Source organism: Wenyingzhuangia sp. (assembly GCF_039768515.1).
Taxonomy (GTDB): Bacteria; Bacteroidota; Bacteroidia; order Flavobacteriales; family Flavobacteriaceae; genus Wenyingzhuangia.
The window spans coordinates 1-25,096 of sequence record NZ_JBDNAI010000020.1; the positions used below are offsets into that span (position 1 = coordinate 1).

At 33.7% G+C, this 25,096-nt stretch carries 25 protein-coding genes; 9 read left to right on the forward strand and 16 right to left on the reverse strand.

The features are described 5' to 3' along the window. Both ABF281_RS01255 and ABF281_RS01260 read right to left on the reverse strand, forming a co-directional pair. Positions 1-173 (reverse strand): DUF3109 family protein (locus ABF281_RS01255; RefSeq protein WP_347179950.1); only part of this gene is annotated, 173 nt, incomplete at its 3' end. A gap of 74 nt (positions 174-247) precedes the next feature. Beyond that, positions 248-997, reverse strand: a complete 750-nt coding sequence (locus ABF281_RS01260; RefSeq protein ID WP_347179885.1) for a uroporphyrinogen-III synthase — start codon at positions 995-997, stop codon at positions 248-250. A gap of 745 nt (positions 998-1,742) precedes the next feature. On the opposite strand from ABF281_RS01260, the gene ABF281_RS01265 reads away from it, so the two are divergent. From ABF281_RS01265 to ABF281_RS01275, 3 genes are read left to right on the forward strand one after another with little or no spacing between them, the layout of a single operon-like run. Next, positions 1,743-2,498: a polyprenol monophosphomannose synthase gene (locus tag ABF281_RS01265; protein WP_347179886.1), complete on the forward strand. Its 756-nt coding sequence runs from the start codon at positions 1,743-1,745 to the stop codon at positions 2,496-2,498. Then, entirely contained in the window at positions 2,470-3,807 is a 1,338-nt protein-coding gene (locus ABF281_RS01270; RefSeq protein ID WP_347179887.1) for a dihydroorotase, read from the forward strand. Before ABF281_RS01265 ends, ABF281_RS01270 begins: the two co-directional genes overlap by 29 nt. Further along, a complete protein-coding gene (locus ABF281_RS01275; RefSeq protein ID WP_347179888.1) occupies positions 3,807-4,559 on the forward strand; it encodes a DUF4296 domain-containing protein in 753 nt (250 codons plus the stop codon). The genes ABF281_RS01270 and ABF281_RS01275 overlap by 1 nt, the downstream gene beginning before the upstream one ends. Positions 4,560-4,564: 5 nt before the next feature. On the opposite strand, the gene ABF281_RS01280 is transcribed toward ABF281_RS01275, so the two are convergent. From ABF281_RS01280 to rseP, 6 genes are all read right to left on the reverse strand, one after another. Beyond that, entirely contained in the window at positions 4,565-4,942 is a 378-nt protein-coding gene (locus ABF281_RS01280; protein WP_347179889.1) for a DUF423 domain-containing protein, read from the reverse strand. Positions 4,943-4,946: 4 nt separating this feature from the next. After that, positions 4,947-5,642: a methyltransferase gene (locus tag ABF281_RS01285; protein WP_347179890.1), complete on the reverse strand. Its 696-nt coding sequence runs from the start codon at positions 5,640-5,642 to the stop codon at positions 4,947-4,949. Positions 5,643-5,694: 52 nt separating this feature from the next. Continuing rightward, positions 5,695-6,222, reverse strand: a complete 528-nt coding sequence (gene rimM / locus ABF281_RS01290) for a ribosome maturation factor RimM (protein WP_347179891.1) — start codon at positions 6,220-6,222, stop codon at positions 5,695-5,697. A 17-nt stretch (positions 6,223-6,239) separates the two neighbouring features. After that, positions 6,240-6,800 (reverse strand): 30S ribosomal protein S16, encoded by a 561-nt coding sequence (locus ABF281_RS01295; protein ID WP_347179892.1) that lies wholly within the window; start codon positions 6,798-6,800, stop codon positions 6,240-6,242. Positions 6,801-6,918: 118 nt separating this feature from the next. Next, a complete protein-coding gene (locus tag ABF281_RS01300; RefSeq protein ID WP_347179893.1) occupies positions 6,919-8,733 on the reverse strand; it encodes a sodium:proton antiporter in 1,815 nt (604 codons plus the stop codon). Positions 8,734-8,845: 112 nt separating this feature from the next. Next, positions 8,846-10,171, reverse strand: coding sequence for an RIP metalloprotease RseP (rseP, locus tag ABF281_RS01305; RefSeq protein ID WP_347179894.1), 1,326 nt, complete (start codon positions 10,169-10,171; stop codon positions 8,846-8,848). 111 nt (positions 10,172-10,282) lie between these two features. Here rseP and ABF281_RS01310 point away from each other — a divergent pair, with 111 nt between their 5' ends. Next, entirely contained in the window at positions 10,283-10,957 is a 675-nt protein-coding gene (locus ABF281_RS01310; RefSeq protein ID WP_347179895.1) for an SCO family protein, read from the forward strand. A 54-nt stretch (positions 10,958-11,011) separates the two neighbouring features. On the opposite strand, the gene ABF281_RS01315 is transcribed toward ABF281_RS01310, so the two are convergent. Both ABF281_RS01315 and ABF281_RS01320 read right to left on the reverse strand, forming a co-directional pair. Then, the gene (locus ABF281_RS01315; RefSeq protein WP_347179896.1) at positions 11,012-11,659 is read right to left on the reverse strand and encodes an HD domain-containing protein; all 648 of its coding nucleotides are present in this window, start codon (positions 11,657-11,659) and stop codon (positions 11,012-11,014) included. After that, positions 11,652-12,224, reverse strand: coding sequence for a 5-formyltetrahydrofolate cyclo-ligase (locus tag ABF281_RS01320; protein WP_347179897.1), 573 nt, complete (start codon positions 12,222-12,224; stop codon positions 11,652-11,654). Before ABF281_RS01320 ends, ABF281_RS01315 begins: the two co-directional genes overlap by 8 nt. 64 nt (positions 12,225-12,288) lie before the next feature. Between ABF281_RS01320 and ABF281_RS01325 the strand changes: the two genes are divergently transcribed. After that, a complete protein-coding gene (locus ABF281_RS01325; protein ID WP_347179898.1) occupies positions 12,289-13,287 on the forward strand; it encodes an NAD-dependent epimerase/dehydratase family protein in 999 nt (332 codons plus the stop codon). Here the strand turns inward: ABF281_RS01325 and ABF281_RS01330 are convergent. The 3 genes from ABF281_RS01330 to guaA form a co-directional block, all read right to left on the reverse strand. Further along, complete coding sequence (locus ABF281_RS01330) at positions 13,279-15,387, reverse strand: LysM peptidoglycan-binding domain-containing protein (RefSeq protein ID WP_347179899.1); 2,109 nt, start codon at positions 15,385-15,387, stop codon at positions 13,279-13,281. The two genes, ABF281_RS01325 and ABF281_RS01330, sit on opposite strands and share 9 nt — an antisense overlap. Positions 15,388-15,504: 117 nt before the next feature. Next, on the reverse strand, positions 15,505-16,125 hold the full coding sequence (locus ABF281_RS01335; RefSeq protein ID WP_347179900.1) for a LysM domain-containing protein: 621 nt from the start codon (positions 16,123-16,125) through the stop codon (positions 15,505-15,507). Between the two features lie 62 nt (positions 16,126-16,187). Then, positions 16,188-17,720 carry a glutamine-hydrolyzing GMP synthase gene (guaA, locus tag ABF281_RS01340; RefSeq protein WP_347179901.1) on the reverse strand — a complete coding sequence of 511 codons (1,533 nt, stop codon included), beginning with the start codon at positions 17,718-17,720 and terminating at the stop codon, positions 16,188-16,190. Between the two features lie 190 nt (positions 17,721-17,910). Here guaA and thrS point away from each other — a divergent pair, with 190 nt between their 5' ends. The 4 genes from thrS (at position 17,911) to rplT (ending at position 21,202) form a co-directional block, all read left to right on the forward strand. Continuing rightward, positions 17,911-19,854 (forward strand): threonine--tRNA ligase, encoded by a 1,944-nt coding sequence (thrS, locus tag ABF281_RS01345; RefSeq protein ID WP_347179951.1) that lies wholly within the window; start codon positions 17,911-17,913, stop codon positions 19,852-19,854. An 85-nt stretch (positions 19,855-19,939) separates the two neighbouring features. Beyond that, positions 19,940-20,458, forward strand: a complete 519-nt coding sequence (infC, locus tag ABF281_RS01350) for a translation initiation factor IF-3 (protein ID WP_347179952.1) — start codon at positions 19,940-19,942, stop codon at positions 20,456-20,458. 101 nt (positions 20,459-20,559) lie between these two features. Continuing rightward, complete coding sequence (rpmI, locus tag ABF281_RS01355) at positions 20,560-20,757, forward strand: 50S ribosomal protein L35 (protein WP_010134986.1); 198 nt, start codon at positions 20,560-20,562, stop codon at positions 20,755-20,757. Between the two features lie 100 nt (positions 20,758-20,857). Next, positions 20,858-21,202, forward strand: a complete 345-nt coding sequence (gene rplT, locus ABF281_RS01360) for a 50S ribosomal protein L20 (protein ID WP_347179902.1) — start codon at positions 20,858-20,860, stop codon at positions 21,200-21,202. Positions 21,203-21,273: 71 nt separating this feature from the next. Here the strand turns inward: rplT and ABF281_RS01365 are convergent, their stop codons facing one another. From ABF281_RS01365 to ABF281_RS01375, 3 genes are all read right to left on the reverse strand, one after another. Continuing rightward, entirely contained in the window at positions 21,274-22,458 is a 1,185-nt protein-coding gene (locus tag ABF281_RS01365) for an acetate kinase (RefSeq protein WP_347179903.1), read from the reverse strand. A 2-nt stretch (positions 22,459-22,460) separates the two neighbouring features. Further along, positions 22,461-24,554, reverse strand: coding sequence for a phosphate acetyltransferase (gene pta / locus ABF281_RS01370; RefSeq protein WP_347179904.1), 2,094 nt, complete (start codon positions 24,552-24,554; stop codon positions 22,461-22,463). Positions 24,555-24,712: 158 nt separating this feature from the next. Then, positions 24,713-25,087 (reverse strand): rhodanese-like domain-containing protein, encoded by a 375-nt coding sequence (locus tag ABF281_RS01375; protein WP_347179905.1) that lies wholly within the window; start codon positions 25,085-25,087, stop codon positions 24,713-24,715. Positions 25,088-25,096: the final 9 nt, after the last annotated feature.

Below are 25,096 nucleotides of genomic sequence, written 5' to 3' on the forward strand. Positions count from 1 at the left end.
AATAGATGCTTGATCTTTGGGTAAACTTCGTTAAGATTTTTTGTCTCTTCTTCTAACACAGGAGCTCCAGCATCTCCGGAAACACAACACTCTCCTTTACAAGCCGATATGTTGCAAACAAAATCTTTTTCTAACACTTCCTCTGAAACAATTGTTTTTCCTATTTGAAACATTACAATATTATTTATGATAAAAAAAAGAGCCTATATCAAAATAGGCTCTTTATATATTTTGCAAAAAATAAAAATTACTTTTTGTTTACTTCTTTAATATACTTCTCTAAAGCCATTGTCATAGAGGGGCTCTCTGGCGAAGGTGCAGAAACATCTACTTGCAAGCCTGCTTCTGTTGCAGCTTTAACTGTAGAATTTCCATATACTGCTATCCTAGTATTGTTTTGCTTAAACTCCGGAAAGTTTTTAAACAAAGACTGGATTCCAGAAGGACTGAAAAACACCAACACATCATAAGTAACCTTTTCTAAGTCGGACAAATCACTCGTTACGGTTCTGTAGAGGTCTGCTCTTTTCCAATCCAATCCCATGGCGTCTAAAGATTCAGGGATAAGATCCTTTAATTTATCTGATGACGGTAATAAAAACCTTTCGGTTTTGTGTTTCTTAATGATTTCACAAAGATCTGGAAAAGTTCTTTTTCCTACGTAAATCTTTCGTTTTCTATAAACAACATACTTTTGTAAATAATAAGCAACAGCTTCAGACTGACAGAAATACTTCAATTCGTTTGGGACTTTAAAACGCATCTCTTCAGCGATTCTAAAAAAATGATCTACTGCATTTCTACTGGTCAAAATGATAGCCGAATATTTACCTAAATCAATTTTCTGATTACGAACCTCTCTTACCGTCAAACCTTCAACATGAATAAATGATCTAAAATCTACCTTCACTTTTTGTTTGGTAGATAGTATCGAGAATGGAGATAGCTGGTCAGCTTTTGGTTCTGGCTGGGATACTAATATTGTTTTGACTTTCATCTTTTTCTTACTCTATATAGCTTTTGAATAAATAAATAAATGGAATTATTTCTAGCGTGCAAAGATACAAAATTATATGCAAAACTTTACCAAACAGCAAGTTTTTATTGTTTACCAAAAGATAAACAACTCTAATTGAGTACAATACAAAAAACAACAACAAAATATAGTGCCTCACAAAATCATAATGATTCAAATATAAAAAAGCATGGGCCAACACAAAAAAAAGAAACAAAAGAATGGTAACCAAGTAGCAGCTCTCTACCAGCAAAATTTGCTTGAAAAATACTTTTTTGCCAGAGAATCTATATAAGCATTCGGAAAAAATGTATTTGAGTGAAAAATAAATAATATTAAAATAAATAATTGTATTGAAACATTCTGAAAAATAATGAAAGGTGACGTGTTTATCATATTTTACGATCACTAAAAAGAAAGTAAAAACAAAAGAAGAGAACATAAAGACCAAAACTTGATAGATAGACAACTTACTGAATGTATCATTTTGATAGGTATAAAAGTAAGCATTCGAAAAAAAACATTTGAACATTTTTTTAGTCTTATCTGGATTGATAGAAAAAATAAAAAAAAGCAAGAGCAAAGGGATCAACAACAACAAATTAACGTTGTTGTAATAAGAATTATCTAGAAGATCTGGATTCATTAGTTTTGCTGTAAATATCTAATTAATATTGCTGTAAAATTAGCAATAAAAAAACGTAAATTTGTAAAACAAACCAATCGTATGTATCCGGTACTTATTATCATCCCAACTCTTAATGAAGTTGAGAATATTAACAACATCATTGAGGCAGTGTTGGAGGTAAACTCTGACTATCATATCCTAGTGGTTGATGACAGTTCTACAGACGGTACAATAGAAGTCGTAAAAAAACTACAAGAAATCAAAAAAAACTTATACTTACAAGTTAGAACCAACAGTAGAGGACTGGGTAAAGCATATATTTTTGGGTTTAAATGGGCCATCCAAAAAGAGTATGAGTACATCTTAGAAATGGATGCTGATTTTTCGCATAACCCAAAAGACATACCGAGACTAATCCATGCCTGCGAAAAAGAGGGCTATGATTTGGCAATTGGATCAAGATACATCAACAATAAAATCAATGTGATCAACTGGGACTTTAAAAGGTTAATTTTGTCTTACTTAGCCTCTAAGTACGTAAAATTGATCACAGGAATCCCCGTATTTGATACTACCGCAGGGTTTATTTGTTACCGTAGAAAAGTATTAGAAACCATAGATTACAGCGAAATAAGATTTACAGGATATGCTTTTCAAATTGAAATGAAATTCAAAGCTTGGTTACGCCTATTTAAAATCAAAGAAGTAGCTATTGTTTTTACAGATAGAACGAAAGGGGAATCAAAATTAGACAGTTCAATAATAAGTGAAGCTATTTTTGGAGTTATAAAAATGAAAATTAAAGGATTAAAAAAAACGATAAATCATGGGATGCACAGTAATAAAGGGAGCTAAAATTATAAATGAAGGTAAAGTTTTTAAGCGTGACCTACTTATTGAGAATGAAATTATAAAAACCATTGCAAAGGATATAAAAGTACCTAAAAGCGCTACAGTGATCAATGCCAAAGGAAAATATATGATCCCAGGAGCCATAGATGACCAAGTGCATTTCAGAGAACCTGGCCTAACCCACAAAGCGAATATTGCCACTGAAAGTAGAGCTGCAATTGCAGGTGGAATAACGTCTTTCATTGAAATGCCCAACACCGTTCCACAAGCTACTACTCAAGAATTACTAGAGGACAAGTTTGAAATTGCCAAAAAAACCTCCTATGCAAATTATTCTTTTATGTTTGGTGGAACGAATGACAACTTAGAAGAACTTTTAAAAACCGACCCAAAAAAAGTTGCGGGTATCAAGTTATTTTTGGGGTCATCTACAGGAAACATGCTAGTAGACAATCCTGAAGTTCTAGAAAATATATTTTCCTCTACTAATATGCTAATTTCAGTTCACTGCGAAGATGAACAAACAATTAGAGATAACTTCCAGAAAGCTCTTAACAAATACGGTGAAAACATTCCAATGGCCCAACACCCTATCATACGAAGTGAGGAAGCTTGCTATTTGTCATCTTCTAAAGCGATTGAGTTGGCAAAAAAGACTGGAGCTAGATTGCATATATTTCATTTGTCAACTGCAATTGAAACAGAATTGTTTAGAAATGATATTGCTTTAAAAGACAAAAAGATAACCGCTGAAGTTTGCATCCACCATTTGACTTTCAATAGTGATGATTATGCTGAAAAAGGCACATATATCAAATGGAACCCAGCAGTAAAAACTAAAAAGGACCAAAGTGCTCTTTGGAAGGCGTTATTAGACGATAGGATTGATGTGATTGCTACAGACCATGCCCCACACACTTTAGAAGAAAAACAAAACAACTACACTAAGGCTCCAAGTGGTGGACCACTTGTGCAACATGCCATACCTGCGATGATAAATTTTGTTGATCAAGGTAAAATTACACTTGAAAAAGTTGTTGAAAAAATGTGCCACAACCCAGCTATCCTTTTTGATATTGAAAAAAGAGGATTTGTCAAAGAAGGATATTACGCTGACCTGGTCTTGATAGATCCAGAAAAGAAATGGACGGTTACTCGAGAAAATATTCTATATAAATGTGGGTGGTCTCCGTTTGAGGGTAAACAATTTAGTAGCTCTATCACACACACATTTGTCAACGGAAACCTTGTCTATGAGAATGGAGAATTTAATGACGAAATCAAAGGAAAAAGAATTACATTTAATAGATAATGAAAAACACTATTTTTTATTTCTTCTGCATTTGTGCTTTGATCTCATGTAACAGCAACACCATCCCTAAGAAACCAGACAACCTACTGTCAAAACAAAAGATGGCCTCGGTGCTTGCAGAAATTTACATTGCAAAAAATGCAAAAAATATTAAAAATAAAAACAACGAAAGAAACATAAATTACCTTAGCCTCGTATATATAAACCAAGAAACTGACTCCACTACATTTAATAAAAGTTTAAAATATTACACGTCTAATATTAATTTAAATGAAGAAATAATGAAACTTGTTAAAACTTTAGTCGATAATAAACTAAATCAATTAAAAAACAAGAAGGAAGTTATATTTACAAGAAAAATAGACTCACTAAAAAAAAGTCAACAAAATTTAATTAACCAAGAAATAAAATCACTTAAAGATACTAAAGAGATAATTTTAATAAGAATAACAGATTCTATTAAAAATGGTAACGATAAGTTGTTTGAAAAACAAACAAAAGACATTCAAAATAGATTAAAGGACACTTTAAGGATAAAGTCTTTTGCTCATATAGAAGCCTATAAGCAATCACTTCAAAATGATATTGATAGTATTCTAGAGATAAAAAATAGTATGATCAAATACGAAATAGAAAAGAAAAACAGCAAGTATCAAAAACAAGTTGACTTAAAAATAGAAGCTATTCAAAAAGAAAATAAAGATGAAACGCTACGAAAGATGAGAGAGCTTGAAAGAAAGAAATATAAATAAGATAATTATACTGATTTTTGTTTCAAAGCATAGTACCCTATCAACATCCACGAGATGATTATTAAAAGACCTCCTAATGGAGTAACAAACCAAATATAACCAGCACTGACAAACCCTGTGACAAGTATGTAGATTGAACCACAGAAACAAAAAACCCCAACAAATAGAGTCTTTATAATTATTTTCATTTGTCTCACTGTCAAAAATGGAATTAGCAGAACTATCAAGGCCAACAAACTATGAATGATTTGGTACCTTACTGCTGTTTCGAAACGATACATCTGTGAGTCAGAAAGTATATTTTTTAAAGAATGAGCACCAAAAGCACCCAAAAGCACTGCCAATGCACCACTGAAACTTGCCAAAACAAAATATTTCTTCATTAGTTTACATTTTTAAATAAAAAGATTTAGTCAATTCAATATAATCTGAGGTATATACATGTCTTTTCACTTCTATAACAAGCTCTGTCTCTTCACAATCACAAAACTTTTTCTTAAAACAAAGCAAACTTCGCTTGAAAGGTAAATCTACCCTACCCCTCACTCTTGTCAATTTACATATATTGAGACCATTTTTTTTTGCTAATTTAATAAAATAATCCTCTTCACTGAACGGAATTATAAAAGCACAAGTTCCTTCATCATGCAACATTGAGGAGGTATAAAAGAGTAAATCTTGAAAGGATAAGTTGTCAACATGCCTAGCCAACGTTCTATTTGAATTGAGTCCCTTGAAAGTATCTTGATAATAGGGAGGATTGGAGACTATGAGATCATATTTTATGATTGTTTCAAAATGCTGTAAAGAGTCATTATATACTTTTAATCTGTCTGACCAAGGAGCTTTCTTAAAGTTTATTGAAGCTTCTAAACAAGCATTTTCTTCTATTTCAACAGCATGAACTTTAGCTGTGGCATTTCTTTGAGCCAACATCAAAGCAATCAAACCAGTACCAGTTCCAATGTCTAAAATGTTCTTTGCTTTACCAACAGGAGCCCATGATCCTAACAGAACAGCATCTGTTCCAACTTTCATTGCTGAACGCTCTTGCAAAACAGAAAATTGTTTAAATTGAAACATTGTAAAACCTAAAGAAGCTTAAAAACACAAATATCTACTCAACAGATAGAGTTTAAGACAAATACATCTCAATTAGACCTGGGGGTGTGCACAAAACAACACGCTTTCCTTTACGATCAATCTCTTTGATAAATTCATCAATCATAGGAATTAAAATTTCTTGACCGTCTTTCATAATTACAAATAACGGCTGTGCTGTGGTGTCATTAATTCCTTTAACCACACCAACCTCTCCATAAACTGTATCAACGGCCTTAAAATTAATAATTTCATGAAAATAAAACTTGTTACCCGTCAATTTAGGTAAAAAGGATAGAGGCAAATATATTCCTGAATTCATAATAGCATCTGCATCTTGTTCAGAATCAATCGTTTCAAAACGTACTCGCAATTGATTTCCTTTTTGGAGCAATCTTTCTTCAATAAAAAATGGAATCAAATCTTTGCCTTGTTCGACAAAAACTGATTCCATATCTTTATATAACTGAGGTTCATCAGTGTCTAACTTTATAACAACCTCACCTCTAAAACTGTGTTTTCTTACGATTTTGCCTAAATAAAAACAATCTTCTTTACGCATCTAATCGTATTCAAAAATTACTCTGTAGCTTCTTCTACCTCAGTAGTCTCTTCTGATTCAGTAGCTGCTTCTGCTTCTGCTTGCTTGGCAGCTTCAGCTGCTTCTGCTTCTGCAATCAATGCTGCTTCTGCCTCTTTAACAGCTGCAATACGAGCATCACTTACTGCTTTTTCAGCTTCTAGTGCTTTTGCTCTTTCATCGGCCTGAGACTGAGACAAACCATCTTTCTTTGCTTGAATAGCTGCTTCTTTTGCCTGAATCCATGCAGTAAACTTAGCTTCTGCTTGCTCTTCAGTTAAGGCTCCCTTTATTACACCTCCTTGTAAATGTTTCTTCAACAAAACACCTTTGGTAGATAAAATTGTTTTCGCAGTATCTGTTGGCTGAGCTCCGTTGTTTAACCATTTTACTGATGCATCAACATCTAACTCAATGATAACAGGATTTACGTTAGGGTTATAAGTACCTAATTTCTCTAAGTATTTACCATCTCTTTTTGAGCGAGCATCTGCTGCTACTACATAATAAAAAGGTTTTCCTTTTTTTCCGTGTCTTTGTAATCTAATTTTTACTGACATAATTTAAAATTGTGTAGGTTCACGACCTACGTTATTAATTTTTGAGGATGCAAATATAAGTAAAAAAATTAAAAAAAATAATTTGAAAAGGCTATTATTTTTTAACTTTATAATTAACCTACAAGGGTTTACCCAAATAAACCAATATAGAATCTTTACCAAAAATTATCGGCTCGCAAAGGGTATTAACAACGAAAAACTCACCTTTTTGATCAGAGACAAATAGAGGAATCGTATCTGGTTTTGCTATCAACTGATTTGACATATCAATGAATTCTTGCTGTGATTTAATTTCTACTTCATTTACATAGGGAAATTCACGGACCAATTCACTAAATTTGATAAAATCGTCCTCTAAAGACAGAAAATTGGTTTCCTTTTCTCTTTTATTTTCGCTTAATTCTGTTTCAGAAACAAATCTAAAAGCAGAAGCGTTATCTACTCTGCTACTAAAGACTTGAATCGCATGTTTATTTACCTTTTTACTTCCCGTTAATGCCAACAAATAACCTATCTCATCAAACGTTATGTCGTCCAATACCTGATCTGAAAACACATCAATGACCTCTGCGTTCAAACCTCCCCTCCTGGCCAAATCAACTTTATCCGCATTGTTGTCTATCAAGACTACATGCCTATTTTTACCCTCTAAATATTTAGCAATGACCCTAGAGACTTCAGAAGCGCCAACAATAACAATTCCTTTGGAAGCATGCAAATAAACCCCTAATACTCTTGCTACAAATCTAGCTGTAGTTGCATTTAACAACACAGTACCCAAAACGATGAAAAAAACTAATGGTGTGATGTATTCTGCTCCTTCTTCACCTATTGCTACTAATTTTAATCCAAAAAGAGAAGCAATCCCTGCAGCTACTATACCTCTTGGTCCTACCCAACTCACGAATATTTTTTCTGTAAACTTTAAACCAGAATTTCTAGTACTCAAAAAAACACCTAAAGGGCGAACAACTAAAATGATGATTACAAAAAGAATTAAAGTTTGCCAATTGTTAATCAAATCAATATCAATTACATTCATATTTGCCGATAACAAAATAAAAAGAATGGAAATCAAGAGCACACTTAAGGATTCTTTAAAATCTAAGATTTCCTTTAAATAAGGCATATCAATATTACCTAGTACCATTCCCATCACGACAACAGACAACAAACCGGACTCGTGAGCAAAAGAATCAGACAAAACAAATACCCCTAAAACATAAGCTAGCGTAAAAACATTCAACAAATATTTAGGAACCATTTTCTGCTTTAAAATAAGATTAAAGGCATGAGCAAACGTAAAACCAAATGTAAAACCAAACAATACTATTTTACCAAACTCAACCATAGCTGCTTGGGTAAAATCACTTGTATTTTCAATACTAATAAATTCAAAAACCAAAACAGCAACTAGCGCACCAATGGGATCTATCAAAATACCCTCCCACTTCAACAATGCTGAAACATCCCTTTTCAATCGTATATTTCTTAGGATCGGAGTAATAACAGTTGGACCAGTTACAATAATTAAAGAAGAAAACAAAAATGAAATTGACCAACTTAACCCTAACAGATAATGAACAGCGATACCCGCTCCAAAAAAAGTAACAACAGCTCCAATAGTTATTAATTTAACTATCGAAGGCCCAACATTATATATCTCTTTTTTCTTTAGGGTTAGACCTCCTTCAAAAAGAATAATACTTATGGCTAGGGAAACAAAGTAAAACAAGCTTTCCCCTGCAAATAAACCTTTGGATCCATTCCAAACTGGCTCTATCCACTTAGAGCCGTCAGCTGTAATTAAAGTTGAAATGGGTCCCACAACTATACCTACCAAAATCAATGGTAAAATGGCTGGTAATTTAAACTTCCAAGCTAATAACTGTGCTAAAATCCCTAAAATAATAATCCCTGCCAATTCTATCATAAGCTGTTTGTTTTAGACTCTTAAAATACACCTTTTCTAAACAAAAAACAAAAAAGCATTCTTGTAACACAAGAACGCTTCCTTATTTTAAATCTATGTCTTATTCTATTTACTAACCAAACACAAGTTTGTAAATATCATTTCCATTAGCAAAAGCTAGAAGAGATAATAGCAAGATAAAACCGGCTATTTGGGAATATTCTAAAAACTTATCTCCCGGTTTTTTTCCAGAAATCATCTCATAAATAGTAAAAACAACGTGACCTCCGTCTAAAGCAGGTATGGGTAGTAAATTCATGAACCCAAGCATAATAGATAAAAATGCAGTATTAGCCCAAAATATTTCCCAATGCCAAACAGGTTTAAAAATCTTTGCTATTGAAATAAATCCTCCCATACTACTAGCTCCTTTTTTAGTAAACACATACTTAAATTGTGACATGTAATCTTTTAATGTCCAATAAGCAGCTGCAGCGCCCTTGTCAACACTTTGAAAAATATTGTATTTCTTGTGCGTAATGATAAAGTTATCATCCGGACTAAACATTGGGGTTACTCCTATTTTTTTGTCTTCTCCTGGTGTTACTGTCAAGGTAATCAATACTTCTCCTCTATTAACTACAACTTCAATAGCTTCACCTTTTGATTCTTGGATTTTAGAAGTGAAATCACTCCAATAAATAGATTTTTCTCCATTGACGGAAACAATTTTATCAGACTTCATAAAGCCAGACAAAGAAGCAGGGTTACCTGGTATCACTGAATCTATAATCGCGTAATGACGAAGTGCAAAAGGTTGAAGATCATTCAACTGCCACATTTCTTTCCCTATGTCTGATGGAATACTTAAAACCTCTTTACTTCCATCAGCATGCAAAACTTGAATAGTTTTAATATCTCTCAGAAACAACTGCTTATTGACGTCTAAAACATTCTCGACAGGATTTCCATCAACTTTCAAGAAAGTATCACCATCTCTAAATCCATATTTTTTCATGGTATTACTTATGGAAAAACCATTCTTAACGTCTGTTGGTTGAATGACTTCTTGGCCCCAAACAGAAAAAATCATGATGTAAATAAGAAGACCTAAAACAAAGTTTACGATGACACCTCCTAACATTATAATCAAGCGTTGCCATGCGGGTTTAGAACGAAACTCCCAGGGCTGAGCAGGCTGCTTCATTTGCTCAGTATCCATACTTTCATCAATCATTCCAGCAATTTTAACATATCCACCGAGTGGAATCCAACCAATTCCATAAACAGTTCCTCCAATTTTTTTCTTTATGATTGAAAATTTATAATCAAAAAACAAATAGAACTTCTCTACTCTTGTTTTGAAAATTTTTGCAGGAATAAAATGTCCTAATTCATGTAATACGATTAAAAGCGACAAGCTTAATAGAAACTGCCCCGCGATAATTAAATTCTCCATAGATAATTTGTAATTCTTTTTTTAGACAAACAAATGTACAATTTTAATTATGTGTTCATATTTTTTGTGCAAAGTTTCTTAAGGGTTTGTAACTTTGATAAAAATTTAAACATGAGCAATCACTTTTTTACAAAATCCAAATACACCATTATTGCGATGAGTGTAATATCAATCTCAATCATTATTGCTCTATACTCACTCAATATCAAATCAAAATCTTTGCCAATTTACAATCCCATAGATGTAAATCCAAAACTGGTAGATTACAGTCTTTTAAACATTTCAAAAAACCATACTATTGGTGAATTTTCCTTAACAGATCAAAATGGAAAAAAAATAACGCCTTTAGATTTTAAAGATAAAATTTATGTGGCTGACTTCTTTTTTACTCGTTGTGGAACAATATGCCCCATAATGACGGATCATATGTATACTCTGCAACAAAAATTCATAAATAATAGTCATATTAAATTTTTATCTCACTCGGTAACACCTGTAATGGACAGTGTCCCAGTACTAAATAAATATGCCAAAGCACACGGAGCGATTAGCAACAAGTGGCACATTACCACAGGTAGTAAAAAAATGATTTACGACCTTGCTAGAAAAAGTTATTTTGCTGTGCTAGACGAGGGTGATGGTGGTGTCCAAGATTTTATCCATACAGAACAATTTATTTTAATTGATACAAAAAAAAGAATTAGAGGCTTTTATGATGGAACCGATCAAAAAGAAATAGAACAACTCACTAGAGACATTCAGCTACTGCAAAAGGAGGAATATTAAAAGACCAACTCCCTTTCATTATTTCTCTTAGATGAAACACTTTCTTCCTATGGGTCACAAAACACCGTTGCATTCATCATAAAACTGACTTAAAAAGAGCTCCATAAAACGATGTCTTTTATCTGCCATCTCACTTCCTCTAGTCGTATTCATTCTGTCTTTAAGCAATAACAATTTTTCATAAAAATGATTAATTGTAGGAGCTTTAGTATGCTTATACTCCTCTTTACTCATCTTCAGATTAGGCAAAATCTCTGGATCATAAATTGGTCTATTTTTAAATCCACCATAATTAAATGTTCTGGCTATTCCAATAGCTCCAATAGCTTCTAATCGGTCTGCATCTTGAACTATATCCAACTCTTTAGATCTAAACCTTTGTATTTCGTGACCACCTTTGAAAGATATATTTTCAATAATGTTTACAACATGGTCAATGATCTTTTTGTTGACATTTTCAGAAATTAAAAAATCTCGTGCAACTTTTGGTCCCAATTGTTCATCTCCCCCATGGAATTTAGCATCTGCTATATCGTGCAACAAAGCAGACAAAGAAACGACTAGCAAATCACAACTTTCAGTATGTGCGATAAATAAAGCGTTATTATAGACTCGTTCTGTGTGAAACCAATCATGACCTCCCTCATTAAATTTTAATTTTTCTTTGACAAAAGCAACAGTCTTTCTTATAATTCTATCCATCAAAACAGTATATTTTATTTGGGGTAACACAATAGTTTAAGGGCACATCATCATGATGAATATCGGTGATTTCCGGAACTACAGGTTCAAAAAAAGACAAACCTATTTTAATCACGTTTGAATCACATTTCTGCAAGAACTTATCATAAAAACCTTTGCCATAACCAACCCTATTCCCTTTTTGATCAAAAGCTAACAACGGTACAAATACGACTTCAATCATGGCTTCAGGAACAGGTAAACCATTTTTAGGCTCTGGTATTCCATAATCATTCACTTTCAACCTGGTATTTTCTGTCAAAAGAAAATGATTCATAGTATTGGTTTCAAAATCAGACTTCGAAACAACAACCTCTTTGTTTTTAGCAAATAGTACATGTAAAATTTGTTCTGTATCTATCTCCTTTTTTACCTGAATAGACAGAAAAAGATGATAATAGGTTTGATTCCAAATAGGTAAATTTAAAAGTTGATTTGCTACAGACATACTTTTTAATTCAACCTCTTCAAGGCTTAAGTCTTGCCTTAGGGACTTGTATTTTTTTCTCAGTTCATTTTTTTTCATTTGATAAAACTTTGAAAAGTAAAATTAACAATTAATTTCTCCTAAATTTGATTAATTTTGAAGTATGATTTTAGTAACAGGAGGAACAGGTTTGGTGGGAGCGCACTTACTTTATAAACTAAGTAAAACAAACGATCGTTTGGTCGCCTTGTACAGGAACGAAAACAAAAAAAAAACGACTCAAGAAATATTTGAATTGCATAACGCCGCATCGCTATTTGATAAAATTATTTGGAAAAAGGCTGATGTCACAGATCTACCAGCTTTAGAAATAGCTTTCGATGAAATCACACATGTATATCATGCTGCTGCAATGGTCTCTTTTTCTCAAAAAGATCAAGAACAAATGCGAAAAACAAATATCGAAGGAACCGCAAACATTGTAAACCTTTGTATCAGCAGAAACCTCAAAAAGTTATGCTATGTGAGTTCAATTGCAACGCTATCACAAAACCCAGGAAAACCTTTAATGGATGAAAATTGTGAGTGGAATCCCGAGGAAGATCATAGCGACTATAGCTTATCTAAATTTGGTGGTGAAACTGAAGTCTGGAGAGGTTCTCAAGAAGGCTTGGATGTTGTAATTGTGAATCCAGGGGTGATTTTTGGATTTGGAGCTTGGAACATAAACACTGGGAAATTATTTAACCAGATTAAAAAAGGACTCCAATTTTACACCAAAGGGAGTACTGGTGTTGTAGATGTATTAGATGTGACCGAGGCGATGATCCTACTAATGAATGGAAGTATTAAAAACGAGCGATTTGTAATCGTCAGTGAAAACCTCAGTTTTAAAGACATCTTCACACTTATTGCTAACAAAACTGGTGTAAAACCTCCAAAGTTTAAGATAGGAAAAACTGTTACTGAAATCATGTGGAGAATCAACAATGTCTTGTCTGTTCTGACTTTTGGCAAATTTCAAATGAAGATAGATAAATATAGTGCGAAATCCGCACAGAAAAAAAGAGTCTACGATGGAAGTAAAATCACAAGGGATACTGAGTTTAGATATACTCCATTTGATAAAACAATTGAAGAAATAGCCTCTAAACTATCTTAACCTGATTATTTTAAACCCTTCACCTTTTCTATCTTCAACAGTATTTACAAAAACAGCTTGATTCACTTGAACTGGCTTCTCTGCTTTTTTATAAATAAAAGCTGTTTTAACCCTGTGTGAAGGAGCAAACACATCTTTACCTCCATTTTTACTTTTTAAAACACGTAATATCGCATCATAAGTTACATCAAAACCACGTTCAGCATGATGACTTGGATATTGATAATTCTTTCTTAAATAAGACTGTTCAAAATCTTTATTCATAAGTTGTCTATATTCTACCTTGTCTGTCGCATAAGTGTAATGATACCTACAAAGCACCTCATATGGCAACTTCTGAATGTAGCTTGACTTTTCAAACGATAAAATCCTTATGGGAGTTGTGTTTTGATTTTCCTTCGGTAAGTTTAAAACGTTATTAAACACATCAGAAACAGCAACATTATTGTTATCGGCGATTAGAATCCAATTGGGCTTATCCAACTTAATTTTTTCTAAGAAAGCTTCTTTAGCAATGTAACCATTTGATAAAGTGATTAAAGAAACATCATTTACAAAAGGATTGCCCAAAGTATCTTTTTTACACAATTGTCTTTTTAGATTTTCTAATCGTAAATTGTTTTTTTCTAAACCAACAATCAACAAATGTTCTCCTTTCCTATTTTCTTTGACAAAAGCTAAAATCTCTCTTTTAAATAGTGCTTGATCTGAAGCTGTTTTGATTATATTATCATTCAAAAAACTCGATTGCTTTTTGGAATAAATAGGATAGTATACAGGAATCTTTGGAAATTGTGTAGCCACATAAATAGCATTCGAACTATACAATGGTCCAATGATAACATCAGGTTTAGATGTCTTTAATTTCGTGATGTTTTTATTGATAGAATCTATTGATTTTTCAGTATCAAAAACATTGATATTCAGCTGAACTCCTTGTTTCTTTAAGGAATCAATTGCAATTTCTGCTCCCATGTAAAAGTCTGAAACAATTGAGGGTAGACTAGAATTATTGGCAAATAATATTTCCTTACTAAGAGTGTCATTCTTTTTTAAATCGAAAGGAAGCATGATCATGGCACTGATAGGCTTATCTATAATAATAGAATCCTTGAACCACTGACGATTCCCAAACAACTGATGTGACTTTTTAAAACCCATCAAAATTTTCCCTCCATTTGTCATCAGACTATCTATAGATGGATTTAAGGATCGGATAGAGTCCTTAGAAACTTTATATTCTTTTAAGATGACATCTAATGAATCAACATCACTCTTAAAATCATAAAATACTGGAGCGCTTTTATAGACAGGCATTACAGTACTTACAGTAACACTTTCGATAACTTTTTTTGGTAGACTTAAGACCGTCCCAATCATTAAACTATCTACAACAACAGTATCATTTACTGCTAATAATTCATCTACATTAATACCATAAAACCTAGAAACACTGTACAATGTTTCACCTTTTGCAATCACATGTGTATTTTCTTCTGGTGATTTTAACGAAATTTTCTTATTCTTTGGAATTTCTATCGTGGATCCTATTTTCAAGCCTCCCAAGCTTACTTCTAAGTTGGTAGCTTTTAAGTTTTCAATCGTTACACCGTATAGCTTAGAGAGACTATACCAAGTTTCCATCGTTTGAACGATATGACTGTCACTTGGAGTTTCTTGTCCTAGTTTCTTCTGGTAAGGAATATTTAATTCCTGACCGATGATCAAACCTTCGACAGATAAAACCTTATTTTTATTGATCAGATCAATCATGGATATACCGTATTGCCTAGACAAACCATAAATGGTCTCTTTAGGTTTTACGATATGGATTTGTAGAGAATCTTGTGTAGGCTTAACCAAATCAGATTTACGATCCTTCAAAGGGTCTTTACTCCTTTTTCTTCTATACTTTAACTCGTAAAGATAATCTGGAATTTTGACGACAGTGTTTTCTTTTGGCCATCTGGAAAGTTTTGGATTTGCTTTTAACAAAGCTCTGTAATTGACATCTAACTTTTTAGCAACATCACGAAGTGATTCTCCATCTTCTGTTTTGTATTCTTTTATGTGTTGTGCGTTTGAAAATGAAACATTCAAAAACAAACAAATCATACAAAACCTCAAACCAAACAAAAGAAAATTATTCAACATATATCACTTAAAATATTACCTTCAATCAAATCTAAAGAAAGGTCATCTGATTTTTTATTTATTTTAATTTTTAAGAACCAAAACATCGCCCGTTCTTAATCCACGTTTCGCGATTTTTGGATTTAGCGCTCTCAAGCGATCAATTGTTACTTTGTATTTTTTAGACAAACCATACCAAGTTTCCTTGGCCTTGACTTTATGATTGTAAGTCAATAACAAAGCGTTAGACTTTCTTTTGTTAGGTATTTTTAAAAGATAACCTTCGCGCAATACTTTTTTTGATAGTGCGGGGTTTGCCTCTATTATTGATTTTATATCAACCTTATAAAATTTTGATAAAGCATATAAAGTCTCATTCTTTTTGACTAAATGAGTTTTGGATTCTTTTTTACTATTGATAGAAACCGTCATTTTTTTCTCCAAAGGTACATCTTGATTCAAATCACTTACAAACGAACTATCAATCGTATTTTCTTGCAGCCATTTTGAAGTATTTAGATTCGCCCCTAACAAATCATCGTAATCAATATTATTTGATCTAGCAATGGTCATCAAAACTTTCATTTCTTTTGCTTTTTCACTTGCTATTGACTCTGAGCTAACCTCTTGAGAAAAAGAAGAAAAAGAAAAGAAAAACAATAAAAAGACAAACAATCGGAAACTTTGTTTTTTTGTAGCTTTCATATTTTGTGAAGTTAAAATTAATATCTAGAAAAATCAAATATTTTACAACGAGGCTCAAACGACTACTCCCATTCAATCGTTGCTGGTGGTTTAGAGCTAATATCATAAACAACTCTGTTGACACCTTTGACATGATTGATGATTTTATTCGAGATCTCCTGTAAAAATTCATAAGGTAAATCTACCCAATCAGCAGTCATTCCATCGGTTGACTCAACAGCACGTAATGCGACTGCTTTTTCGTAAGTTCTTTCGTCTCCCATTACCCCAACTGATTGTACAGGAAGTAGAATAGCTCCAGCTTGCCAAACAGAATTATACAACCCATGTTCCTTCAAGCCATTGATGAAAATAGCATCAACCTCCTGTAACATAGCTACTTTTTCAGCAGTTATATCACCTAAGATTCTAATGGCTAAACCAGGCCCAGGAAAAGGATGGCGTCCCAACAACTCTGGGTCTATCCCCATAGATTTCCCTGCTCTACGAACTTCATCTTTAAAAATCATACGCAAAGGCTCTACAATTTTTAGTTTCATAAAGTCTGGTAATCCCCCAACATTGTGATGAGATTTTATGGTTGCAGAGGGTCCCCCGTCTGCCGAAACGGATTCAATTACATCCGGATAAATCGTCCCTTGTGCCAACCATTTTACATCTTCAATAGCTGTAGCTTCTACATCAAAAACTTCTATAAATGCTTTCCCTATGGCCTTACGTTTCGCTTCAGGATCAGACAAACCGGCTAAAGCGGTCATGAACCGATCTGTGGCATCTACTCCTTTCACATTTAAGCCCATACCTTCGTATTGCTTTAATACACCTTCAAATTCATTTTTACGAAGTAAACCGTTGTTTACAAAAACGCAATATAGATTTTTACCTATTGCCTTATTTAATAAAACAGCAGCTACAGTAGAATCTACACCCCCAGAAAGCCCCAATACGACTTTGTCATTACCGACTTTCTCTTTGATTTCAGCTACTGTTGCATCAACAAAATTATCTGGTGTCCAATCTTGTGACACCTCTGCTACATCAACTAAAAAGTTTTTCAATATTTGTGTTCCATCCTTTGAATGATAAACTTCTGGGTGGAATTGTATGGCAAAAGTATCTTCATTTTCTATACAGTATGCTGCATTTTCAACATCATGAGTACTCGCAATGCATTTGTAGTTTTTTGGTAAATTTAAAATCGTATCTGAATGACTCATCCAAACTTGACTCCCTATATCTATACCTTGAAACAAAGGAGACTTCTGATCTACAAAAGATAAATTAGCCCTTCCATACTCTCTAGTGTTTGACGCACCTACCTCTCCTCCAAAAAAGTGAGCTAAGTATTGTGCTCCGTAGCAAATACCAAGTAATGGTTTCTTGCCTTTTACCTCTGACAAGTCTATAGTAGGGGCTTCCTCTCCCCTTACGGAGTGTGGTGAACCCGATAAAATGACTGCTTTGTAATCAGCAAAATTAAATTTTTCACTGTTGTATGGGTGAATTTCACAATAAATGTTTAATTCTCTCACTCGACGAGCTATCAGCTGCGTTACTTGAGACCCGAAATCTAGTATAAGTACTTTTTGTTGCATGCGCAAAAGTAACTTTTTCTTCAAAGATTTAAAAATTTAGAAGTCAAAGAATATCACACATTTTTAACTAATTTGTTTATTAAAGAATTTAACAAAGATAAACCTTCAAAAAAAGGGGGCTAAAACTTTAAAATTGAATGTTTTTATCTTTCAATTAAACCCCTATCTTTGCGATGCAAAAAAACATATGATGATCAACATTACTTTACCCGATGGAAGTATAAGAGCGTACGATAAAAACAGTACCCCAATGGATGTAGCCATGAGCATTAGCCATGGTTTGGCTAGAAATGTAATTTCAGCAAGCTTTAATGGTGATACCGTTGAAACCAAAACCCCCTTAACAACTGACGGTAACCTAACCTTATTTACATTTGATCAACCAGAAGGAAAAAAAGCTTTTTGGCACTCTTCTGCGCACGTTTTGGCTCAAGCAATACAAAAATTATATCCTGGAATAAAATTAACGATTGGTCCTGCGATAGAAAATGGTTTTTATTACGACATTGACTTTGGAAACCACAAAATTTCAGAAAACGATTTTACAAAAATCGAGCAAAAATTCTTAGAATTAGCCAGAGGAAAACATGAATTTATATTGCGTGAAGTTTCTAAAGCAGATGCTCTAGAAAAATATAAAAAAGAAAACAACCCTTTCAAAGTTGAGTTGATTGAAAACCTAACTGATGGTGAAATTACTTTCTGTGATCATGACGACTTTACAGACTTATGTCGTGGAGGACACGTTCCAAATACTGGAATTTTAAAAGCCGTAAAGGTTATGAGTGCTGCAGGTGCATATTGGAGAGGTGATGAAAAAAAACCACAATTGACGCGCATTTACGGAATAACTTTTCCCAAAGCAAAACTGCTAACTGAATATTTAGAATTATTAGAGCTAGCCAAACAACGAGACCATCGAAAATTGGGTAAAGAACTAGAACTGTTTACTTTTTCTCAAAAAGTAGGACAAGGACTGCCGTTATGGCTTCCGAAGGGAGCAGCATTAAGAAGTAGGCTAGAGGATTTCTTAAAAAAAGCACAAAAAAAAGCGGGATATGAAATGGTTATGACGCCACATATCGGTCAAAAAGAGTTGTATGTAACTTCAGGTCATTACGAAAAATATGGAGAAGATAGTTTTCAACCTATCAAAACTCCAAAAATGGACGAAGAATTTTTATTGAAACCCATGAACTGTCCACATCATTGTGAAGTTTATAATTACAAACCATGGTCATATAAAGAACTCCCTAAACGTTATGCTGAATTTGGTACTGTTTACAGATATGAACAAAGCGGAGAGCTTCATGGAATGACTCGTGTTAGATGTTTTACTCAAGATGACGCACATATTTTCTGTACACCTGATCAACTAGATCAAGAATTTAAAGAAGTAATTGATTTGGTATTGTATGTTTTTGGTTCTCTAGGTTTTGAAGACTTTACCGCACAAGTATCTCTCAGAGACCCTGAAAATCCAACAAAATATATAGGTTCTGATGAAAACTGGAACAAAGCAGAAAATGCAATAATCAATGCCGCGAGAGAAAAAGGACTAAACTATGTTGTTGAAACAGGTGAAGCAGCTTTTTATGGACCAAAACTTGATTTTATGGTCAAAGATGCACTTGGAAGAAGTTGGCAACTTGGAACGATTCAGGTGGACTATAACTTACCTGAAAGATTTGATTTGACCTATAAAGGTTCTGATAATGCTCAACACAGACCTATAATGATTCACCGTGCACCTTTTGGTTCCATGGAACGCTTTATAGCAGTATTATTAGAGCACACTGGAGGTAATTTTCCACTTTGGTTAATGCCGGAGCAAGTTATCATCCTACCGATCAGTGAGAAATATCAGAAATATGCTGAAAAAGTTTCAGAATTGCTAGAAAATTCCGAAATTCGCACGCTCATTGACGACAGAAACGAAAAGACAGGTCGAAAAATTAGAGATGCTGAAGTGAGTAAGATTCCCTACATGATCATTGTAGGAGAAAAAGAAGAAGGCGAAGAAAGCGTATCTGTTAGAAAACATGGAGAAGGAGACTTAGGGACATACTCAGTAGACAACTTCATAAAACATGTAGCTAACGAAATAGAAAATACCATAGTACCATTCAAATAGAGATTAACATCTCATAGCAATATGAGAACAAACAGATAGAGTCATAGCAATTAAAAGAAGAAGGTCTAAGGGACCTGCGAGAATTATCAAAGAAAATCCACACAGAATAAACGAACATATTCGTTATGTGGATGAAGTACGCTTGGTAGGTGAAAACATCGAAATCGGTGTATATCCTATATCCAAAGCAAAACAGATAGCCAGAGAACAAGAGTTAGATTTAGTTGAAATCTCTCCAAAAGCGGTTCCTCCTGTTTGTAAAGTTATAGATTACAAAAAGTTTCTGTACGAGCAAAAGAAACGCGAAAAAGTAATGAAGGCGAAAGCTTCTAAAGTTACTGTAAAGGAAATCCGTTTTGGACCTCAAACAGATGAACATGATTACGAGTTTAAAAAGAAACACGCTATCAAATTTTTACAAGATGGTGCAAAACTTAAAGCTTACGTATTCTTCAAAGGACGTTCTATTATTTTCAAGGATCAAGGCCAAATTTTGTTATTAAAATTAGCTCAAGAACTAGAAGAATACGGAAAGGTAGAACAGATGCCAAAGTTAGAAGGTAAACGTATGATTATGTTTATTGCTCCCAAAGTCAAAAAATAAATAAGTGTTGTTAAGCTAAAAAATCATCAAAATTTAAACCCTGATGGTCTTTGTTTTAACAACCAACACAAAATAAGCAAGAATAATAAACTTAAAGAGAGATGCCTAAATTAAAAACTAAATCAAGTGCTAAGAAGAGATTCAAAGTAACTGGAACTGGAAAATTAAAAAGAAAGCACGCATTTAAAAGTCACATCTTAACAAAGAAGTCTAAAAAGCGTAAATTGAAATTAACCCACGATGGGTTGGTTCACAAGAGTGATGAAGCAAACATCAAAAATCAATTAAACTTAAAGTAATTTAAGTCTAATCGGGAATATTAAATTATTAACCATGGAGTGGGCCACTTAAAAGCGTAACATTAATGTTACCGCCTCACTACAAAAAAACATTGAAATTATGCCTAGATCAGTAAATTCAGTAGCTTCAAGAAATAGAAGAAAAAAAATCTTGAAGCAAGCAAAAGGTTATTTTGGAAGACGTAAAAACGTTTACACAGTAGCAAAAAATGCGGTTGAGAAAGCGATGTCTTACTCTTACCGTGACAGAAAAAACAAGAAAAGAACTTTCCGCGGATTGTGGATCACACGTATCAATGCGGGTGCTCGCATTCATGGATTGTCTTATTCTCAGTTTATGGGAAAAGTAAAAGCTAACAACATCGAATTGAACCGTAAGGTTTTAGCCGACTTAGCAATGAACAACCCAGAAGCTTTTAAGGCCATCGTCGAAAAAGTAAAATAATTTAAAACAACATCTTGCTTATATTTAAACCCTCTAACTTTTTGGTTAGAGGGTTTTATTTTTAATGTTTTCTAAATCAATTCAAATGCCTGCTTTGCAATTTCTAACTCTTCATTTGTTGGTATGATTAATATTTTAACTTTTGAAGTTTTAGTTTGGAGTTCGGTTAATTCTTTTGGTTTAACATCATTTAGCTTCTCATCTAAATCAACTCCAATATAGTCAAGACCCTCACAAGCCAAAGCTCTTATCTCTTTACAGTTCTCCCCGGCTCCAGCGGTAAAAACAATTGCATCTAATCCATTCATCACAGCTGTATAGGCTCCTATATATTTCTTTATTCGATAAGCATATAAAGACAAAGCCTCTTTACATTCTTCATTTCCTTGCTCTGATTGACTGACTAAATCTCTAAAGTCTGAAAACCCTGTCATTCCTAGCATACCACTTTGCTTGTTTAACATGTGACTAACTTCACTAGTCGTATACCCTAAATTATCTATCAAATGCAATATAACTGAAGGATCTATGTCCCCTGTACGTGTTCCCATAGGCAGCCCTGCTGTAGGTGAGAAACCCATAGAATGGTCTATACATTTTCCGTTTTGGACGGCAGAAACTGAGGCGCCATTTCCTATGTGAAGAACAATCACTTTACTTTGTGTGGCCCCCAAAAAAGCAATGGCTTTTTCTGAAACATATTTATGACTGGTCCCATGGAAGCCATAGAGACGAATCTTATTTTCATTAGTTAGCTCTTTTGGCAATGCATACTTATAGGCCATTGAGGGTATTGTTTGATGAAATGCAGTATCAAAAACAGCTATTTGTTGTGCCTCAGGGAATAATTCTTCACAAACCTCAACACCTAATAAATTAGCGGGATTGTGTAAAGGGGCTAATGAAAACAATTCTTTTATTTTAATTTTCACTTCAGGAGTTATGATTCGAGTTTTAGAAAATGTACTACCTCCATGAACTATTCTATGACCAATCATTTTGAGATCACTTGCTTCTTTTAAGATTCCAATTTCTTGATCTAACAAACAGGAAACCAATTTAGACAAACCTTGCTTATGGTCTAGAATTGGTAATGTTGTCTGAACCTTTTCTCCCTCGGTCGGTATATATTCAAACACAGAATTTTCTTGACCTATACGCTCAATTATACCTCTACAAACTAAACGTTCTGAAGGCATTTCAATGACTTTATATTTTAAAGATGAACTTCCTGAATTGATAATTAATATCTTCATAGTTATGATAATTCTTGCGCTTGGATCGCAGTTATAATTACAGTATTAAAAATGTCATCGACAGTGCAGCCTCTACTCAAATCATTTACGGGTTTATTTAATCCCTGCAACATTGGGCCAATAGCCAAAGCCCCAGTTTCTCTTTGGATAGCTTTATAAGTATTATTTCCTGTGTTTAAGTCAGGAAACACTAATACAGAAGCTTTTCCGGCTACTTGAGAATTTGGGAGTTTACTTTTTGCTACTCCTGCATCTACAGCTGCATCATACTGAATGGGCCCTTCAATTTTCAAATCTGGACGTATCTTCTTTACTATTTCTGTAGCCATTCTAACTTTATCTACTTGAGCTCCTTTCCCTGAAGAGCCTGATGAATAAGAAAGCATCGCAATTCTAGGTTCTATTCCGAAATTAGATGCAGAGTCTGCAGATGAAATGGCGATTTCTGCCAACTGCTCCGCAGTAGGATCTGGGTTGATGGCACAATCACCAAAAATAGCAACTCTACTATCCATACACATAAAGAAAATAGAGGATACTACAGAAACACCTGGTTTTGTTTTGACAAACTGCAAGGCAGGCCTAATCGTATGCTGCGTGGTATTGACCGCACCCGAAACCATTCCATCTACAATACCTTTATGAACCATCATGGTTCCAAAGTAGGACACATCTGTCATGATATCTCTTGCAGTGTCTAGATTGACTCCTTTGTGTTTTCTGAGCGCATAAAAAGTATTCACAAATTCATCAAAATAAACAGACTTGACAGGATCAATAATTTTTATGTTGTCAAAATTAATCACAAGACCCGTTTTTTTAGCTTTTGCCTTTATCTCTTCGATATCACCCAGTAGAGTTAGACTCACAATATCTAAAGTGGCCAACATTGCAGCAGCTTCGAGAACTCTAATATCACTCCCTTCGGGCAACACCACTCTTTTTTTCTGTTTCTGTGCTCTGTCTATCATATTGTACTGAAACATCTTAGGGGTCATGCCTTTTACTTCAAAATTAATAAGCTTATTTGTTAGTTCTTCAGTAGGTACATATTTATCAAAAATTCTTAAGGTCTCCAATATTTTATCTGTATTCTCTGGGTATATCTTTGCTTTTACATTCGCCAAATTGGTTGCTGTTTCAAAGGTTCCCGTATTCACAGACACAATAGGAACAACATCGGACAAACCATCTATTAATTTCAGAATGGTCCCCTCTGGTTTTAGCCCTCCTGTTAAAACTATTCCTGCTACCTTTGGATAATTTTTAGAAATATTTGCTTGTAATGCCCCTAAAATAATATCAGCTCTGTCTCCTGGAGTGACGACCAGATAATGATCTACATAATGCTCGAGATGATTTCTTAACTGCATCGCTCCTACCCCATAAGCGTGAATTGGATTGTTCAATCCAGAGGCGCCAAACATCAACTCTGCATTTAACTCTCTTGTAATTTCAGCTACTGTAGGACTTGACAATTTATTTGAAAAAGGAATCGTGCTCGTCAGGACCGTTTTTGATACTAAGGCGGAAAGACGAGTTTTTATCTGTGTTAAATTTTCTTCAAGAACTTTGTTTACCAGAATTGATAAAACTTCAACATCACCATCAATAAATGTGTCATAAATCAATTTGGTGTTTTCTATAGTATTGTCAACCGAACCTTTAGAGGCCTTACTAATTATTATTACGGGAATCCCTAAGTTTTTCGCAATTTGAACATTAAGCTCAGCTTCCATTGAAGTAGTATCTCCCTCAAAATCAGTACCCTCTACCAATACAAAATCATAAATTGACTCCATTTTTTTGTACTGCTTAATGATGGTGTCTATAACTTCTCCTATTTTACCTTGATTCCTTTTGGCGATGACCTCTTTGCTTTTTAATACAAAAGCATCTTGATAATCTATATCTAAATCAAAATGGGAAAGTATGGTTTCAATATGAAAATCTTTCTTGTTTTCATTTACTGTAATTATAGGTTTTAAATACCCAACCTTGGTTGTTTTTCCTAAAAGTAACCTCATCAACCCAAGGGTTGCAATTGATTTTCCACTATTCGAATGTGATGCTGCAATATAAATAGCTTTACTCATGTTTCATTTCTTTTTACAAAAATAATATAATAATACAAATGAATAACCTATTGCCATTCATTAAAAATTTATACCTCTACCAAACCAATTAATTATCATTCACAAAAAACCACCCCAATATAGATTGGGGTGGTTTAAAACTAAAATCACTACTTAAACTACTTATCAGACCTCCAAATGGTATAGCCTCCTACCAGATCATATACATCAACGAATCCTTGATTAAGCATTATTTTTAAAGCTTTTTGACTTCTTTTTCCTGATCTGCAATATAAGTAGGTTGGCTTCGAAGTCTCTAAGTTTTTAATTCTCTCTTTAAATTGAGCAGATAATACATCAATATTTTTTGCCCCGTTGATGTGTCCACTTTTAAATTCTGATGCCGTTCTTACATCAATTAATTGTACATCTTTTTGAAGGATACCTTTTTTGAATTCTGTAAGTTCTATCCTATTATCCTTTATTTTTCTAGCATTTAGTTGCTGAAGAATTAAAAATGCGATTAAAACTATGAAGATTGATATGTATAACATTTTATTCAT